Origin of the sequence: Aquimarina sp. 2-A2 (genome assembly GCF_045505135.1) — a bacterium.
GTDB classification, from domain to species: domain Bacteria; phylum Bacteroidota; class Bacteroidia; order Flavobacteriales; family Flavobacteriaceae; genus Aquimarina; species Aquimarina intermedia.
In genome coordinates this window covers 113,931-132,245 of record NZ_JBJKFI010000008.1, presented here as the reverse complement: position 1 = coordinate 132,245, position 18,315 = coordinate 113,931, and the positions used below count along the sequence as shown (strand labels likewise).

Sequence of the window (18,315 nt, the reverse complement as noted above, 5' to 3'; positions counted from 1 at the left end):
TTTTGGAAACAGATAACCAACATAGTGTACTTACTACCGAAGATCTTTCTATTGGGTATTACCAGAGAAAATCTCTCAATGTGGTGGCTGCGAATATTAATTTAAAGTTATTCAAAGGTGAACTTGTAGGATTGGTAGGAGCCAACGGTATTGGTAAATCCACACTACTACGCACCTTATCTAAAGTACAAACTCCCCTACACGGAAGAATATATCTGGATGATCAGGAATTAAAAAGCTATAAAACCTTAGATTTGGCTTCAAAGTTAAGTGTCGTCCTTACTGAAGCTATTGCCTCCAAAAATCTGACTGTACAAGAATTAGTAGCCCTAGGCAGACAGCCGTATACCAATTGGGTGGGCAAACTTTCTAATGAAGATGTAATCAAAGTGCAACAAGCCATAGAAGTTACTCAAATTAAAGAATTAGTCCATAAGCGCTGTTATGAACTAAGTGACGGGCAGTTACAAAAAGTTTTGATTGCCAGAGCCATAGCCCAGGATACTCCCTTCATCATATTAGACGAACCAACGACGCACTTGGACGTATATCATAAGGCTTACATCATGAAGCTATTGAAAAGACTAGCATTCGAAACGCAAAAAACAATTTTGTTTTCGACGCACGAGATAGACTTTGCCATTCAACTCTGTGATAAAATGATTGTAATGAATCGGGAAGGTTTTGAATTTGGTCGTCCCAAAGAATTAATTCAATGCCGTGCTTTTTCCTCATTATTCCCTGAAGACCTTATACTCTTTGACGCTAAAACCAGAACATACAGAATACGACATTAGTATTTACAATTAGCTGTCATCAAATTTATCACTGGTATTGAGAGTCACAGCTTCTAAATTTTTATCTTTGACTAAAGAAAATTTTTAGATGACAGAATACCTTCCTATCATTATCGCTCTTGCCGGATTTTTAATCGCTATTGTTATTGGCTTTTTCATCGGAAAACATATAGCAACACTTCAAACAAAAAGTGAAAAAAGTATGCTCGAAGAACGATTAAACCAGCTACAAGTACAACTCGAAGAGCAAAAAAAGAACGAACTTTTGCAAAAAGAATTCGTCGCAACGCAACAAGCAGAATACAAAGCTTCTTTTGAAAAACAACTCAACGAGGTACAACGAGAGCGTGAGGAAATAAGAAGAGAAAAAGAATTTCTGAATACGGAATTAACGCGGCGTAATGCTGAATTCGAAAACCTTCAGGTAAAAAATAAAGAACAAAAGGAAGAAGTTGAAAAACTACAGGAACGTTTCACTAAAGAATTCGAAAATTTAGCTAACAAAATTTTAGATGAGAAATCTTTAAAATTTACGGAGCAAAACAAAGAGAACATTAAGAATATCCTAAGCCCGCTACAAGAAAAGATATTGACTTTTGAGAAAAAGGTAGATCAAACACACAAAGAGAGCATTGATTATCACGCTGCTTTACGACAACAAATCATTGGCCTTAAGGATTTGAACGAACAAATGAGTAAAGAGGCAACTAACCTGACTAAAGCATTAAAGGGAGATAGCAAAATGCAAGGGAATTGGGGTGAACTTGTCCTTGAACGTGTACTGGAAAAATCCGGGTTAGAAAAAGATCGTGAATATTTTGTTCAGCAAAGTTTTACCACTGTAGAAGGTCAACGTGTTTTGCCTGATGTTGTGATCCATCTTCCTGATAACAAAAAGATGGTTGTGGATTCAAAAGTGAGCCTTACCGCATATGAACGCTATGCTAATGAGGAAGATGATATCTTGCGCGATAAATATCTCAAAGAACATGTGACGTCCCTAAAACGACATGTTGATCAACTCTCTGCCAAACAATATCAGGATTTATATGATATAGAATCTCCTGACTTCGTATTGTTATTTGTCCCTATCGAACCGGCCTTTGCGATAGCAATAAATCAGGATAATAACTTGTATAATCAGGCATTTGAAAAGAATATTGTGATTGTTACACCTTCCACATTATTAGCGACATTGCGTACTATTGATACGATGTGGAATAATGAAAAACAACAACGTAATGCTATTGAGATTGCTCGTCAGGCAGGTGCACTGTACGACAAATTTGAAGGCTTAGTAAAAGATCTGACAGGTGTCGGCAAAAAGATTGACGATGCTAAAAAAGATTACTCCTCGGCAATGAACAAATTAGTAGAAGGACGAGGTAATTTGATAAGCAGCGTAGAGAAGTTGAAAAAAATGGGTGCTAAAGCTAAAAAATCACTACCTGAGTCCATTATCAAACGTGCTTTGGATAAAGAATAAGTAATACACGAATACAACTTTTATAATCTTACACTGATGAATTATACCGTTAAAACGCTTTTATTATCACTTTTATTTAGCATATGTAGTTCATATATAATTCAATCTCAGGAGTTATATTTTCCGGAAAGAGGTACTTGGGAAGAAAAAACTCCGGATGTTTACAATATAAATTCATCACTTCTTAATGAAGCGGTTCAATTTGCAAAGGAGCATGAGTATAGTGGCTCTAGAGATTTGCGTCAAGCGATCTTAAAAGGTTTTGAGCACGAACCATTTCATACCATACTCGGTCCGACAAAAAAACGAGGAGGTCCTGCGGGAATTATTTTGAAGGATGGTTTTATGATAGCCAAGTGGGGTGATATTACACGTGTTGATATGACCTTTAGTGTGACTAAAAGTTTTTTATCCACGATTGCCGGATTGGCTATAAAAGATAGTTTAATACAATCATCTGATGAATTGGTAAGCGCTTACGTTTGGGATCAGACTTTTAAGAGTGAGCATAATAAAAAAATTACTTGGCGACATTTATTGACACAATCCTCTGACTGGTCAGGCCAGCTTTGGGGAGGCTTTGATTGGGCTGATCGTCCGCCAAAGGAAGGAACTATCGATGATTGGAAAGCAAGAACCCTACAAACTCCCGGTGCTGTATTCGAATATAATGATGTTCGTGTAAACGTTCTTGCCTACAGTCTGCTTCAAGTTTGGCGTAAACCCCTACCTCAAGTACTTAAAGAAAAAATTATGGATCCGATACAGGCGTCTACAACCTGGCGATGGTATGGCTATGATAATTCATTTGTGACCATCGATGGATTGCAGATGCAGTCGGTCAGCGGGGGCGGACATTCTGGCGGTGGTATTTTTATAAATACTTTGGATCAGGCCCGCTTTGGCTTACTGTTTCTTGCGGATGGCAAATGGAATACGGAGCAATTGCTACCAGAGAATTGGGTAAAGGAGATTACCACACCATCAACTGCAAACTCGAATTACGGATATATGTGGTGGCTCAATAAAAAAGGAAATCGTCATTGGGAAAATTTACCCGAACATCTCTTTTATGCTGCCGGATTTGGAGGGAATTTTATAGTCATAGATCAAAAGCAAAATTTGGTGATTGTCACCCGTTGGTTAGAGCCAAAGGAAATCGAACCCTTTTTGGAAAAAGTCTATAAAGCGTTATAGAAATTGTAATTCCTACGGTTTCTTAAATAATTGGATTACTTTTATAAACAAATAGTCATTTTTGACTTTTCATTTTAAATACATCATACTTGTGAAAAAAGTTCTGGGAATACTAGTCATAATCATCGTTGCGCTTTTTGCAGCCTGGTATACTTTTGTCTATTATGCTAATTTTAGCGAAGGAACCAGAAGCGGTGAATTAATAAAATTTAGCAACAAAGGCGTTATTTTTAAGACCTGGGAAGGTGAGATTAGTCAGGGTATTTCGGGTGCTCAAATTTTTAGCTTTTCTGTTGAAGATAAACATGAAGATGTTATTAAAAATCTTGAAGCCCTGCAAGGTAGGTACGTTAAGTTAACGTATAAAGAACGGTTTGGAACGTTTTCTTGGCTGGGTGACACAAAATATTTTGTTACAGCCGTCGCCGAGGAAGAATCTCCGCATTTTAGAAACCGATAAAATTTTCAAAATTCATACTAGATGAAGTTTAAACACGCTAATGATTCCAGAGTAACCATCTCAGAATTAATGCTTCCCTCCCACTCGAATTTTAGCGGGAAAATCCATGGAGGTTACATCCTCTCCTTAATGGATCAAATTGCCTTTGCCTGTGCTTCTAAACATTCTGAAACCTATTGCGTTACGGCTAGTGTGGACAAAGTAAACTTTCTGAAACCTATAGAGGTTGGAGAACTCGTAACAATGAAAGCTTCGGTAAATCACGTGGGTAAAACCTCTATGGTTGTGGGTGTTAGAGTTGAAGCGGAAAACATTCGAAACGGAAAAAGAAAGCACTGTAACTCGAGTTATTTTACCATGGTTGCCAAAAATAAAGACGGTGTAAGCGTAGCTGTACCGGGATTAATTTTGAAAGATAAAACCAGCATCCGACGCTTTGTTCGAAGTATTTCGCGTAAAGAAGAAACAAAAATGCGTTTTAATCGTTTTAAAGAATCGGAGTTTATTTTAGAAGATCATCTGGCAACTCTCAAAGAATATTCAGTAAAAGTCGAATTGTAATTTCGTCCTCTTTTTACGAAATCTTTTCATACCTTAGTAAGATCCCAAAGTAGAAGTTATGAAAAAATATCTTTTTTATGTAATGCCAATGCTAGTCGTTCTAGGTATAATTAGCTGTAGTAGTTCTGATTCTGATGAGATGGAGAATATAGAACCTCCTACGAGCAATGAGAATCCTCTTCCATCAAAAAGAACGACCTACGACGACGATATCAAAGCTATCTTTGAGTCGCAATGTTTACAATGTCATAATAACCCTCCTACACAAGGTGCTCCTATGGCGCTGAGTACATATAGCGAAGTCATAGCAGCAATTAATAACGGGAGAGACGTTATCGGACGAGTAAATACTGCCGTTACCCGTAATGTTATGCCACCTACCGGTCGTTTACCTCAAGAGACTGTGACCATCATTCTAGACTGGGAAGCTGATGGTTTTCTTGAAAAATAAAGCTTTTATTTCCTAAAAGTAACTGCATAAAAAAAGAGTATAAGCAAAAACTTATACTCTTTATCATATCTAGAAACTTTTTATTTACTCAGATACATTTTACGTCTTGCGTACAGATCATAAAACTGATCATCTTTTAAGTCATCAATAAAAAGAATGCTTTCTCCGGTACTTTTCATTTCCGGTCCCAGTTTTTTGTTAACACTTGGAAACTTATTAAACGAGAAGACCGGTTGTTTGATTGCATATCCTTCAAGCTTCGGATTGAAATCAAAATCCGTAACTTTTTTGTCTCCTAACATTACTTTTGTAGCATAATTTACATAAGGCTCACCATAGGCTTTTGCTATAAAAGGCACTGTTCTAGAAGCTCTTGGATTAGCTTCAATTATGTATACGGTATCATTCTTAATTGCAAATTGAATATTGATCAATCCAACAGTATTTAAGGCTAAAGCAATTTTGTGCGTATGATCTTTTATTTGTTGCATCACAAATTCACCTAAATTAAAGGGTGGCAAAGTGGCATTAGAATCCCCAGAGTGGATTCCGCAGGGCTCTATATGCTCCATGATACCAATAATATACACATTCTCTCCATCACAAATGGCATCTGCTTCAGCTTCAATAGCTCCATCAAGGTAATGATCCAGTAACAATTTATTATCCGGCATTTTTCTCAATAAATCAACCACATGCTCTTCAAGCTCTTTTTTATTGATAACAATTTTCATTCCTTGACCGCCTAATACATAAGAAGGTCTTACCAAGATAGGAAAATCTAGTTTATCGGCAACCGCTAGTGCCTCATCTGCAGTACTTGCAATATCAAATTCAGGATATGGAATGTTATTTTCTTTTAAAAGCGTAGAGAAACTTCCTCGATCCTCTGCAAGATCTAAAGATTTATAGCTGGTTCCCAAAATTTTAATTCCGTAACGATCCAGCTTCTCTGCCAGTTTAAGCGCTGTTTGTCCTCCTAATTGCACAATAACACCTTCTGGTTTTTCATGACGTATGATGTCATAGATATGCTCCCAGAATACGGGTTCAAAATATAATTTATCAGCAACATCAAAATCCGTAGAAACTGTTTCTGGGTTACAGTTGATCATGATAGTTTCATAACCACATTCTGCAGCAGCTAAAACCCCATGTACACAGCAGTAATCAAATTCAATCCCCTGCCCTATTCTGTTAGGTCCCGATCCGAGAACAACAATTTTCTTTTTATCAGAGACTTCACTTTCATTGGATACATAAGTGATTCCATCCGGTGTTTCTACTGCGGCCTCAAACGTTGAATAATAATAAGGTGTTTGCGCTTTAAATTCTGCAGCACAGGTATCTACCAATTTATAAACACGATTGATACCTAATTCTTCTCGTTTATTGTATACTTCACTCTCGTAACAACGCATCATATGAGCAATTTGCCTGTCTGCAAAACCTTTTTGTTTGGCTTCCAGCAACAAATCCTTTGTGATTGAATTAATTGAGAACGTGTTAATTTCTTTTTCTAGATGGTGCAGTTCTTCGTATTGTTTTAAGAACCACATGTCTATTTTAGTAATCTCATGAATTCTGCTCAGCGGAATTCCCATTTGTATCGCATCGTAGATTACAAAAACTCTATCCCAGCTAGCATGTGTTAGCTTATCGATAATTTGATCATAATCTTTGTAGCCTTTTCCATCTGCACCAAGACCGTTTCTTTTAATCTCTAAAGATTGTGTAGCCTTATGCAAGGCTTCTTGGAAGGATCTTCCGATACCCATTACCTCACCTACAGACTTCATCTGTAGTCCCAAAGTACGATCAGAACCTTCAAACTTATCAAAATTCCAACGAGGTATTTTAACGATTACATAATCAAGTGTAGGCTCAAATAAGGCTGAAGTTGACTTGGTTATCTGATTATCCAATTCGTCCAAAGTATATCCGATAGCAAGCTTAGAAGCTATTTTAGCAATAGGATATCCTGTTGCCTTTGAAGCTAAGGCAGATGATCTTGATACTCGGGGATTAATCTCGATCGCAATGATATCTTCTTTTTCGTCTGGACTAACTGCAAATTGCACATTACAACCTCCTGCGAAATCTCCAATGCTACGCATCATATGAATAGCCATATCTCGCATTCTTTGGAAGGTACGATCGCTTAAGGTCATTGCAGGTGCCACGGTGATAGAATCCCCTGTATGAATTCCCATAGGATCCATATTCTCTATGGTACAGATAATAACAACGTTGTCATTATTATCCCGTAATAACTCTAATTCATACTCTTTCCAACCCATCAAAGCTTTATCAATCATCACCTCATGAATTGGTGAGATCTCCAGTCCGCGAGTTAATAATTCGTCAAAATCCTCCTCTTTATGAACGATCGAAGCTCCGGCACCACCTAAGGTATAAGAAGCACGTATAACCAAAGGAAAACCAAACTCTTGAGCGATTTCTTTTCCTTTAAGGTAAGAATTTGCCGTAGCCTGCGGAGCCATCGGTATACCAATTTTGAGCATCAACTCTCTAAACTGCTCTCGATCCTCGGTGATATTAATTGCATCTATATCAACACCGATTATATCAACATTAAAATCTTTCCAAATACCTTTTTCATCAGCTTCTATACAAAGGTTTAGAGCAGTCTGTCCTCCCATCGTTGGTAACACGGCATCAATTTGAGGATGTTCTTTTAAAATCTGGATAATTGACTTGGTTGTCAAAGGTTTCAGATACACATGATCCGCCATCGATGGATCCGTCATAATCGTTGCCGGATTCGAATTGATCAAAATGGTTTCGATACCATCTTCTCTAAGAGAACGTAATGCTTGTGTTCCTGAATAATCGAACTCACATGCCTGACCAATTACGATTGGACCAGACCCTATGATTAGTATACTTTTTAAATTTTCGTTCTTTGGCATGTACTAAAAATTGCAGTTGAATAAATTTGTCGATTAGATATAAAAAAAGGCGTTACCTATACAGTAACACCTTTAATATGTTTAATACACTAAAACCATTAGTGCTTATGTCTTAACTCAGATGAAACAGACAGCTTCTTTCTTCCCTTAGCTCGTCTACGAGCCAAGACTTTTCTTCCATTGACACTGGCCATGCGCTCTCTAAAACCGTGTTTGTTTTTTCTTTTTCTCTTCGATGGTTGAAACGTTCTTTTCATTTGCTATCTATCTTTATAAATCTTCGTGAAATATCTATTTACGTTATGCTCTGGCTATGTCCCCAAAACTGCGGGCAAATATACAAAGAGTTTTTACTTTCACAAACCTAAATATCAAAATATTTTTATTTGTTTTTCTTACCTTTGCCGCTATTAAAAAATCACACATTTTTATGTACAACAAAAATATAAAATTATTTATAGCGGCTCTTATCATAGGGTCAGGAATTTGGCAGATCATCGAAGGATCTATAGGAAATGGTATTATGTTGATTTTGTTATCTTCAATATTTATCTTTTTATATTTCAAAAACGAATTTATTCTCCTCGCTTTTCTAAAATTAAGAAAACAGGATTTTGAAGGTGCTAAAGCATGGCTCGACAAAATCAAAAACCCGGAAACAGCACTTACCACTAAGCAACAGGGGTATTATAATTACCTCTTGGGAATTATGTTATCACAAACAAACATCTCTAAGGCAGAAAAATATCTCAAAAAAGCAATAAAGTTAGGGTTATCCATGGATCAGGATCTAGCGGTTGCTAAGTTAAATTTAGCCGGAATCGCAATGACAAAACGCCGTAAACGCGAGGCACAAATTTTGCTTACAGAAGCTAAAAAATTGGATAAACATAATATGCTGAAAGATCAAATTACTATGATGAAGCAGCAAATGAAAAAAATCTAGGCATACTAATTGATCTTATTCTAGCGTTATTAAATCTTGATAAGATTATATAGATCTTATAATTTAAACGGTTTTACCATACAGACAACAAGTTTTTTCTAGAATTATAAGTTTATATGGCGCCTTTATAGTACATTAGCTTTTGTAATCAATTAACAATGAAGAACGTATTACTCCTTAGCATTATATTTTTTGGATATTTGACCGGTAGCGCTCAAGAAGAAAGAAGGGTTCCTTTTTCTACTGCGATCTCTGCCCATATTGTAAAGTACAACCAAAAAATTGATGTTGCCTATGAAGAACAGGACTTAGAACGAGCTACTTTTTTATTCGATTCTTTAGTTAATTTTCATCTTGTTGGCACCTATTTGGACAACTTTAATGTGAACCCAATAAAAGGAGATCCTATTTATTTTGAGGAGTATGAAAAACCTATATTCCTTATCACCTATGCGACTTGGTGTGTTCCCGGCGCAGGAGAAATTCCAGCTTTAAATGACCTCGCAGATCGTTTTCACGATCAAATAGATTTTATCGTATTGTTTTGGGATAATGTTGAGGATCTTAAGGATGTGATGAAAGATTACAGTCCAAACATACACTTAGTCTACGTAGATGAAAGAACAAACCAAGACGGGGCTATAATTAATAAGTTGAAGCATTCACTTGGTTTTCCTATGATGTACTTCATGAATTCGGAAAAGAAGATGCTCGACATACGTAAGATAGTTACGCATCATTCAAGCGAAACTTTAAGCAATTCTTACAACATTCATTTTAATTCCCTATCCAAAGGAGTATCCTTACTCATGGCAGATCTGGATAAAAATTCTGAAAATCCTGATATCGACAAACCTGATGACGGTTTAGAATTATACGATGAAGACGACTTTTCAAATCCTGACGAAGAAGAAGAAGAAGAAGAAGAAGAAGATGGTGATGATGATGGTAATTATTAAGAGATTAAAATCACCAACTTTATTTGTTCAAAATCATTTTAAGAGACACTAACAGAAGAATACCTCCAAAAATCTTTTTCAATAACAGTTGATTTATTGATATTGCCAATTTGCTCCCCAGGTATCCACCTATGACAAAGGTTAATGCAATTACTAGAGCGTATTTCCAATTCACGAAACCTTCTTTGTAATAGGTATACGCCGCTAATATTGTTACAGGGACAGATAATACCGCTAAACTTGTTCCTTGTGCTTCATGCTGAGAAAAACCAACAAACAGAATCAATAACGGAATCATTACAATACTTCCTCCAATACCTAGCGTTCCACTTAAAAACCCAGCCAATAAACCTATTGCAATTAAATATAGTACTACTGTTGAACTCATACGAATTATAATAACGGTGCCCACAAACGACAAAACGATTCTTTAAGTTTATCTCCAAAAGGCCTGTTTCTCCAATCGTCCAGGTTAATTTCTTTACATTCCTTGAGATCGTCTTTATATATGGACAATAATTTTTGTGTAGTTACACTATCATATATAAGTGCATTAATTTCAAAATTAATATTAAAGCTTCGGTAATCCATATTAGAAGTCCCTACGGTAGCAAAAGAGTCATCAATGACAATGGTCTTTGCATGCAGCATACCTTTACAATAGCGAAAAACTCTTACATCTGATTCGAGTAAACCCTCCAAATAGGAATTACTAGCATATTTGGCCGCCCATGAATCTCCTAAATCAGGAATCATTACTCTAACATCAATACCGCTTCTTGATGCGGCTTTTAAAGCTGTTAATATAGGTTCATTAGGGATAAAGTATGGCGTAGTAATATACACATACTCCTCTGCAGTATTTACGGCGGTAAAAATAGCCTCCATAATATTCGCCCAATCGGTATCCGGGCCACTTGCGGCTATCTGAACAGGTACTTTACCTTTCTTAGTAACTTTAGGAAAAATAGAGTCATTAATTTCTATACTTTCATCTTCACCACAAACAAAATCCCAATTAAGCAGAAATTGACCCTGCAGAGATTTAACGGCGTGTCCTTCAATTTTCAAATGCGTATCTCTCCAGTATGTATCATTTAACCCATTGACATACATATCAGAAACATTTACTCCGCCAACATAGCCAATTACCCCATCGATAACGACAATTTTGCGATGATCTCTATAATTCAATTTACGAGTTAGATTAGGAAACCATACCGGCATAAAGGGCTGTATGGAAATCCCACATTTTCGCATTTTTTTAACTAGCTTAGAAGGTAATTCACTACCCACATAATCATAACTCACACGTACATCAATACCTGCTTCAGCCTTATCACAAAGAATATCAATCAACCTATTACCAATAGTATCATTACGAATAATATAGTATTCTACATGTATATGACGTTCTGCTTTTTTAAGGTCTTCAAACAGAGATTCAAACTTGTTCTCACCATTCATTATAACACTCACCTCATTTTTAAAGGTTAATGGTGAGTTTTCATTTTTTTGGATGAGTCGAACCAGACGAATTTTATGATCCAGAAACTTATCCTCATAGTATTCTAATTCCTCTTCATCAAGCAACAACTCTTTTTCCCACTTTTTAATCTTAGCATTATCAAAAACATGTTTTCTTCTGAAGATTTTGGTTTTTCTATACTCCTGACCAAAAAATAAGTAGATTATAATGCCAACAAAAGGCAAAATTACCAATGCCAAAATATAAGACATTGTGGTATGTGGATTTTTATTATGCATTAATAAAAATCCCATCACAGAAAGCGCTACAATATAATTGAGTACAAAAAGAAGTGTCCAAATATTAGCGAGTACCCAATCAAACATACTACTACTTATTGACCTACGGTTGTTTTGTAGACTCCTTTTTCAGGAATTTTGATTAGATATTCCTTACGTGAAGCATTATTCAAATGTGTCTCTCGTAACCAAGGGTTATGTAGTTTTAAAATCTTATAATTGATTTCAAATTTTTCAGCAAACTGTGTAAAATTAGTTACTGCTGTATCAACCTTCACTGTAAATGTGGGTATTTTATCATATAGGTCTTTCTCAGAAAAATTAAAACCATACTTAGCAGGATTACTTAGTATTTCTTTAAGCGCAACAATTCTAAAAACATATCTGCCGGTTTCTTCTCCTAGTAATATATCGTAGTAATTTGCTACATTTTGACGTTGTAATTGTTTATCAATACCGTAGTTACCTGCATTATAAGCTGCAGCGGCTAGAGTCCAGTTACCAAATCGTTCTTTGGCAGCTAAGATATACTTACACGCTGCTTCAGTACTTTTTTCAATATGGTAGCGCTCGTCAACATTACTATTAACTTCCAACCCTAATTCTTTACCCGTAGCACTCAATAATTGCCAAAAACCTTTAGCATTTGCTGGAGATACAGCTTGTGTCAAGCCGCTTTCGATAACCGCTAGATATTTAAAATCATCCGGAATACCATATTTTTCCAAAATAGGCTCTATTAATGGGAAGTATTTATTTGCTCGCTTAAAAAGAAGCAGTCCATTTGATTGCCAATAGGTATTAACCAGTAATTCCCTATCCATTCGTTCTCTTATGTCCGGATTTTCTATAGGCACCAACTCTCCTGCAAAATTTAAATTGTCAGGCATCGGTATGGCGTACACATTATAGTCGTTAATTAATTTTTTTTCAAGCTGCTGTTGTTCTACAGGCTTTTGGGGCTCCTCTTGTGTAGCATTGATTAATACTCCGGCAGTAAAAACTACCCCAAGACATACTAAAATTCTCTTTATCCTCTTCATTATCCGTAGGTTTTATTCAGGTTACTCTAACGCTCCTAATATAAGCGAAATCAGCTTAAATCCATCTATTATTTCTTAATTATTTCAGGAAGGTGTTTATTAAACCATCGTGCGCGGTTTACAATCATAACATGGGTACCTCCGGGAACACAAATTCTGTTTTTTATATTTACTATCGGAAACACAATATCCTTATCTCCATGTATGTGTATTAAATTAGCAGGAGGCACTTCTTGATCCCAGCAAACCATCTTCTCAATAGCCCAGTCCAGATAGCTTTTATCTTTGATAGATAAATATTTTTGATACATAACTGCTCGCTTTTTTGCAAAATCGCCAAACGCCAGTTTTTCCCAATTATCAATTTTTGAAATTAAGGTTGTAGGCAATAATTTGTAAGCTTTTGTCTTTCTGGCAAGCTTCATACGCTTGGGCAATTCATATTTACTCTTTACACTTGATATGATTATAACTTTTTTGAAGCTTTTAATTTTAGCCATTTCCTGAATAATCACACCGCCAAAGGATACTCCTATTAACACGCAGTTATCATGTTTTACATCTTCACACATCCGTCTGGCATAATCGACGATAGATTCACTCGATTCTGGCAGTTTCCAGGGAATTGTATAGGTTTTATAATCACTTGTGGGAAGTTGGATGTATTCAAAAATAGAAACATCTGCTGCCATTCCCGGCACAAAGTAAACGTGTTCAACTTGTTGTTGCATAGGTTTTTTAACAATGGATTGTATGATTAAGGCTCTTATTTTCTTATCTTTGCGTATCAAAATTATAGTTTTCCCATGTGAGAAAAAAGGAAACATGGGTTTAAATTATTGTAAAGGGAAAACATTTCTAACCGTCAGAACCAAAACTTAAATAGTCTTAAAACATAGCCTAGAGTTATGTTTTAAATAGTAAATTTCTATTTAAGACTCGATACTTTTGATTGCTATCGATCGCAAACAGCTGTCTATAGCATTGTACAACGTATTAAATTGGATTTAATTTTTTAAATATGGAACACATGAGCGGGGTTGAATTAGAAGTTATTGACAATGAATTTCTAAGACAATTCGAAACTACTATCGAAGGTCAAAAGGCTAAAATTGAGTATTCTCAACAGGAGCGTAAAATTTTTCTAACAAAACTTGTGATGAGCGATGAACTAGCAGAAAAAGGTTATGACGAAGAATTTATCATCGCTGTCTTCAAGATTATAGAAGATCGTAACATCCGATTAGTGCCAACGAGTCCAACGATCGCCAATTTTATGAGAAAGAACAGACGCAAATATAAAGACTTGCTTCCTGTAGGAATCAATATTTAGAATATAAAAAAATCCGTTTTAACAAACGGATTTTTTTATTCTTAGTTCTCAGAGATTAAATCAAAACGAACCATACCCTCCTCATCAATTTCTTTTAGAATCACTTGATGTATGCTGTTTATATGGGCCGGATTCCAGGGCATTCGCACTTTTACATAGTTTTCAGTAAATCCATGGATATATCCTTCTTTATTTTCGGATTCAAAAAGAACCGTATGCGTACTTCCTAATTGACTTTCATAAAATGCTCTGCGTTTCTTGACTGATAAGCCTCGCAGCATTTTGCTTCGTTTTTTTCTAACCTTTAGCGGCACCACCCCGTCCATTTTTGCAGCAACAGTATTTTCACGTTCAGAATAGGTAAAAACATGTAAGTATGAAATGTCAAGGTTTGATAAAAAATTATATGTATCCAAGAAATAATCATCAGTTTCTCCGGGAAAACCAACTATAACGTCAACACCAATACACGCATCCGGCATTTGTTCTTTTATTTTGAGAACACGATCCACATAGGTATCGGTTAAATACCTACGACGCATCAGCTTCAATACTTCATCACTACCTGATTGCAACGGAATGTGAAAATGTGGTACAAAAGCTTTTGAACCACTCACAAATGAGATGGTCTCATTTTTTAATAAATTAGGCTCAATCGAAGAAATACGTAATCGCTCTATGCCCTCAACTTCATCCAACGCCTGAACAAGCTCAAAGAATGTATGTTCGTGCTTTTTATTTCCGAATTCTCCTTTACCATAATCTCCGATATTAACTCCTGTAAGAACAATCTCTTTTATATTTTTACTTGAGATCTCTTTTGCATTTTGCAGTACATTTTGCAAAGAATCACTTCTAGAAATCCCTCTGGCTAACGGAATGGTACAGTAAGTACACTTATAATCGCAGCCATCCTGAACTTTTAAAAATGCACGAGTTCGATCACCGATTGAATAACTACCCACATAAAAATCGGCTTCTTCAATCTCACAAGAATGTACTTCTCCAAAATCATTTTTGGACAAATCATTTATATAATTGGTTATCTTAAATTTTTCGGTAGCTCCAAGTACCAAATCAACACCATCAACCGCTGCCAGTTCATTTGGTTTAAGTTGTGCATAACAACCTACCGCTGCTACAAAAGCATCCGGATTTACTTTTTGTGCCTGTTTTACAATCGTTTTAAACCGCTTATCTGCATTTTCGGTAACAGAACAAGTATTAATGACATAAATATCTGCCGTTTCATTAAACTCAACTCGCTCAAAATTCTCCTGAGTAAAACTTCGTGCTATGGTAGAAGTTTCAGAAAAATTCAATTTACAACCTAAGGTATAAAATGCTACTTTTTTTTGGACCATGTACTTTGCTTCTCTCAACTCCTTCGATTTCTATTCTATTTAAAAAATGAATAAAAATAATCTTAGAATTAATTAATTTATAGTTTCAACACATAAAAGCTTGGCTTGTTACGATAAGATAAAGAAACTTTCTTATTTTGAAGGCGCAAAGATACCAACAAAAATTCGTTTACTAAAATTGAAAACATATACAATTAAAATTATAAGAAACTTAACCTTAGTAGTTTATCTGTTTATATTTCTTACATCTTGTTCCAGTGATGTAAATAAGGATCATGAGCATCTGGTGTTTAGATACAATCAATATGACAATATCAGCTCGCTTGACCCTGCATTTGCAAGAAATATTGGAAACATATGGGCTACAAATCAAATTTTTAATGGCTTAGTTCAATTAGATGATTCCCTAAAAATAATACCGGATATTGCAAAGCAATGGAACCAAAGTGAAAACGGTTTAGTTTACACTTTTGCGCTTCGCGATGACGTATATTTTCACAAACATCCTAACTTCAACACTCCCGATAGCACTCGGCAAGTTACCGCCAATGATTTTGTCTATAGTTTTGACAGGCTAATCGATCCCTCTGTTGCTTCTCCGGGAAATTGGGTGCTTAAAAACGTAAAAGAGTACACAGCTGTAAATGATACTATTTTTAAAATAGAGCTAAACAAACCATTTCCGGCTTTTTTAGGATTACTCAGTATGCGGTATTGTTCTGTGGTACCTAAAGAAATTGTAACTCATTTTGGTAGTGCGTTTAGATCTCACCCAATAGGAACAGGACCATTTCAATTTAAACTATGGGAAGAAAACATAAAATTGGTACTTCGCAAGAATCATTTGTATTATGAAAAGGATCTTGAAGGTAAATCACTACCCTATCTCGAAGCGGTTGCGGTAACTTTCTTACCGGATAAACAAAGTGAGTTTCTACAATTTGCAAAAGGAAATATTGACTTGCTTAATAGTTTAGATGCGTCGTACAAAGATGAACTGTTAACTCCTTCAGGAAAACTAAGAGATCGGTATCGCAATAAAATTACGCTGGACAAAGGACCTTACTTAAATTCCGAATATCTGGGCTTTTATCTGGATATAGAAGTACCCGAAATACAATCTGAGGTATTGCGAAGGGCTATAAATCATGGCTTTGACCGAAAAAAAATGATTACCTATCTCAAAAACGGTATTGGCACACCCGCACTTAGTGGTTTCATACCCAAAGGCATACAGGGATATACGGCGCAAGAAGGATACAACTATGACATTAATAAAGCACGTTCCCTTGTTGCACAGTATACAGAAGCTACGGGAGACAACACGCCAAGTATCACTATTGCCACGGATTCTAATTACCTGAGTATCTGTGAATTTATACAAAGAGAATTAGAAAAAATAGGGATTAACGTCAATGTAGATGTCTTACCGCCGTCAACTATTCGAGAACAAAAATGGAGTGGTAAACTACAAACCTTTAGAGCTAGTTGGATTGCTGATTACCCGGATGCTGAGAATTTTTTATCGCCATTTTATAGCAAAAACTTTACGCCTAACGGCCCAAATTACACGCACTTTAAAAATGAAACGTTTGATGCCTTGTATGAGCAAAGCTTCCTCATTACAGATGATAAGGTGCGCGCTAAGCTATATGCAAAAATGGATTCTATCATCATAGCCAAAGCCCCAATAGTACCCCTGTATTATGATGAAGTAGTTAGATTTACTCAAAAAAACGTTCGAGGATTGACAACCAATCCTCAGAATTTTTTAGTGCTAAAACGTGTTTGGAAAGAAAAAATATAGCTGTTTATTTATCGTACGACGTTCGCCACTGCTGCGTAATTTCGAAGACATGTTCCAGAATTTTTTCATCCATTTCGGTAAATTCAACGCTACGTCTTGACATAACTACTTTAGCCACTTCAAATGCTTTTTTCGTCAAATAGGTCGTAAAACCATTGCTGCCTCCCCAACTATAGCTCGGAATAAAATTTCGCGGAAAACCACTACCAAAAATATTGGCGTTAACGCCAATCATCGTCCCGGTGTTAAACATGGTATTAATCCCACATTTTGAATGATCTCCCATCATCAAGCCACAAAACTGTAATCCGGTTTTTGCAAAATTCTCAGTTTCGTAACTCCACAGCCGTACCGGTGCATAATTATTCTTTAAGTTAGAAGTGTTTGTATCTGCTCCCAGGTTGCACCATTCACCAATTACTGAATTCCCTAAAAAACCATCATGACCTTTATTAGAATACCCGAAGAGCACGGAGTTATTAACCTCTCCTCCTACTTTTGAAAACGGTCCAATAGTGGTTGGTCCATAAATTTTTGCTCCCATCTTTACCGTTGCACCTTCACACAGAGCAAAAGGTCCGCGGATTATACTACCCTCCATAATCTGGGCATCTTTAGCTATGTAAACGGGTCCATCAGTTGCATTTATAATCGCACAGGATATAGAAGCTCCTTCTTCGACAAAAATATTCTCAGGATGTATGCAGGTGTTTGTTTCATCAATAGGTCCACTAGTGCGACCTTCGGTTAACAAATCGAAATCAGCTTGTAATGCGGTTCCATTTTTTGCAAAAATATCCCAAGTAGTTTTTACAGTTTCCACTTTTTGGTCAAAACTGATTGCCTCATAATTTTCTAAAGCTACTTCTTGATCCTCTAACACATAAAAAGCAACAGGTTCGCCTTCTATAAAAACCCCTTGATTTGGCTGTAAGTTTTTTATTATCTCTACCAGCGTTGGTGTGGGTAGGTAAGACGCATTAATCATGACATTCTCAGCTAATTCAACCATTGGAAATTTTTCGCTAAGATACTCCTCGGTTACCGTTGACGTTGTACTTCCCAAATAACTTTCCCACTTCTCTCTAATGGTTAATATACCAATACGAATCTCAGCGATTGGTCTTGTAAAGGTAAAGGGTAAAAGGGCATTACGCGCACTCCCGTCAAACAGAATATAGTTCATAGAAAACAGTTGTATAATGTTGCAT

Annotated in this window: 18 protein-coding genes; 10 read left to right on the top strand and 8 right to left on the bottom strand. The window is 36.1% G+C overall.

Going from position 1 to position 18,315, the window contains the following annotated elements; genetic code table 11:
- Positions 1–2 precede the first annotated feature (2 nt).
- The 6 genes from ACJRPK_RS16665 (at position 3) to ACJRPK_RS16640 (ending at position 4,952) form a co-directional block, all read left to right on the top strand.
- Positions 3–797: an ABC transporter ATP-binding protein gene (locus tag ACJRPK_RS16665; RefSeq protein ID WP_407141543.1), complete on the top strand. Its 795-nt coding sequence runs from the start codon at positions 3–5 to the stop codon at positions 795–797.
- A gap of 88 nt (positions 798–885) precedes the next feature.
- Positions 886–2,283, top strand: coding sequence for a DNA recombination protein RmuC (rmuC, locus tag ACJRPK_RS16660; RefSeq protein WP_407141542.1), 1,398 nt, complete (start codon positions 886–888; stop codon positions 2,281–2,283).
- A 36-nt stretch (positions 2,284–2,319) separates the two neighbouring features.
- Positions 2,320–3,480, top strand: coding sequence for a serine hydrolase domain-containing protein (locus tag ACJRPK_RS16655; RefSeq protein ID WP_407141541.1), 1,161 nt, complete (start codon positions 2,320–2,322; stop codon positions 3,478–3,480).
- Between the two features lie 91 nt (positions 3,481–3,571).
- A complete protein-coding gene (locus ACJRPK_RS16650) occupies positions 3,572–3,940 on the top strand; it encodes a 6-phosphogluconate dehydrogenase (protein ID WP_407141540.1) in 369 nt (122 codons plus the stop codon).
- A gap of 21 nt (positions 3,941–3,961) precedes the next feature.
- Positions 3,962–4,501, top strand: coding sequence for an acyl-CoA thioesterase (locus ACJRPK_RS16645; RefSeq protein WP_407141539.1), 540 nt, complete (start codon positions 3,962–3,964; stop codon positions 4,499–4,501).
- Between the two features lie 58 nt (positions 4,502–4,559).
- A complete protein-coding gene (locus ACJRPK_RS16640) occupies positions 4,560–4,952 on the top strand; it encodes a c-type cytochrome (RefSeq protein ID WP_407141538.1) in 393 nt (130 codons plus the stop codon).
- An 80-nt stretch (positions 4,953–5,032) separates the two neighbouring features.
- On the opposite strand, the gene carB is transcribed toward ACJRPK_RS16640, so the two are convergent.
- Together carB and rpmH are read right to left on the bottom strand one after the other, a co-directional pair.
- On the bottom strand, positions 5,033–7,885 hold the full coding sequence (carB, locus tag ACJRPK_RS16635) for a carbamoyl-phosphate synthase large subunit (protein ID WP_148783287.1): 2,853 nt from the start codon (positions 7,883–7,885) through the stop codon (positions 5,033–5,035).
- Between the two features lie 98 nt (positions 7,886–7,983).
- On the bottom strand, positions 7,984–8,142 hold the full coding sequence (gene rpmH, locus ACJRPK_RS16630) for a 50S ribosomal protein L34 (RefSeq protein ID WP_073314535.1): 159 nt from the start codon (positions 8,140–8,142) through the stop codon (positions 7,984–7,986).
- Positions 8,143–8,315: 173 nt separating this feature from the next.
- Here rpmH and ACJRPK_RS16625 point away from each other — a divergent pair, with 173 nt between their 5' ends.
- Together ACJRPK_RS16625 and ACJRPK_RS16620 are read left to right on the top strand one after the other, a co-directional pair.
- Positions 8,316–8,831: a DUF2892 domain-containing protein gene (locus tag ACJRPK_RS16625; protein ID WP_407141537.1), complete on the top strand. Its 516-nt coding sequence runs from the start codon at positions 8,316–8,318 to the stop codon at positions 8,829–8,831.
- 158 nt (positions 8,832–8,989) lie between these two features.
- Complete coding sequence (locus ACJRPK_RS16620; protein ID WP_407141536.1) at positions 8,990–9,790, top strand: TlpA family protein disulfide reductase; 801 nt, start codon at positions 8,990–8,992, stop codon at positions 9,788–9,790.
- Positions 9,791–9,809: 19 nt separating this feature from the next.
- On the opposite strand, the gene ACJRPK_RS16615 is transcribed toward ACJRPK_RS16620, so the two are convergent.
- The 4 genes from ACJRPK_RS16615 to ACJRPK_RS16600 all read right to left on the bottom strand — a co-directional run bounded on the left by ACJRPK_RS16615 (position 9,810) and on the right by ACJRPK_RS16600 (position 13,391).
- Positions 9,810–10,178: a sulfite exporter TauE/SafE family protein gene (locus ACJRPK_RS16615; RefSeq protein WP_407141535.1), complete on the bottom strand. Its 369-nt coding sequence runs from the start codon at positions 10,176–10,178 to the stop codon at positions 9,810–9,812.
- A gap of 5 nt (positions 10,179–10,183) precedes the next feature.
- Positions 10,184–11,644 (bottom strand): cardiolipin synthase, encoded by a 1,461-nt coding sequence (gene cls, locus ACJRPK_RS16610; RefSeq protein ID WP_407141534.1) that lies wholly within the window; start codon positions 11,642–11,644, stop codon positions 10,184–10,186.
- Between the two features lie 8 nt (positions 11,645–11,652).
- Complete coding sequence (locus ACJRPK_RS16605) at positions 11,653–12,600, bottom strand: lytic transglycosylase domain-containing protein (protein WP_407141533.1); 948 nt, start codon at positions 12,598–12,600, stop codon at positions 11,653–11,655.
- A gap of 68 nt (positions 12,601–12,668) precedes the next feature.
- Complete coding sequence (locus tag ACJRPK_RS16600; RefSeq protein WP_407141532.1) at positions 12,669–13,391, bottom strand: alpha/beta fold hydrolase; 723 nt, start codon at positions 13,389–13,391, stop codon at positions 12,669–12,671.
- 239 nt (positions 13,392–13,630) lie between these two features.
- Here ACJRPK_RS16600 and ACJRPK_RS16595 point away from each other — a divergent pair, with 239 nt between their 5' ends.
- Positions 13,631–13,933, top strand: coding sequence for an N-acetyltransferase (locus ACJRPK_RS16595; RefSeq protein WP_148783317.1), 303 nt, complete (start codon positions 13,631–13,633; stop codon positions 13,931–13,933).
- Positions 13,934–13,974: 41 nt separating this feature from the next.
- Here ACJRPK_RS16595 and mtaB read toward each other — a convergent pair whose 3' ends face one another.
- Positions 13,975–15,297 (bottom strand): tRNA (N(6)-L-threonylcarbamoyladenosine(37)-C(2))-methylthiotransferase MtaB, encoded by a 1,323-nt coding sequence (gene mtaB / locus ACJRPK_RS16590; RefSeq protein ID WP_407141531.1) that lies wholly within the window; start codon positions 15,295–15,297, stop codon positions 13,975–13,977.
- A gap of 178 nt (positions 15,298–15,475) precedes the next feature.
- Between mtaB and ACJRPK_RS16585 the strand changes: the two genes are divergently transcribed.
- Positions 15,476–17,104 (top strand): ABC transporter substrate-binding protein, encoded by a 1,629-nt coding sequence (locus tag ACJRPK_RS16585; RefSeq protein ID WP_407141530.1) that lies wholly within the window; start codon positions 15,476–15,478, stop codon positions 17,102–17,104.
- 4 nt (positions 17,105–17,108) lie between these two features.
- Here ACJRPK_RS16585 and ACJRPK_RS16580 read toward each other — a convergent pair whose 3' ends face one another.
- Positions 17,109–18,290, bottom strand: a complete 1,182-nt coding sequence (locus ACJRPK_RS16580; protein ID WP_407141529.1) for a GlmU family protein — start codon at positions 18,288–18,290, stop codon at positions 17,109–17,111.
- Positions 18,291–18,315 lie beyond the last annotated feature (25 nt).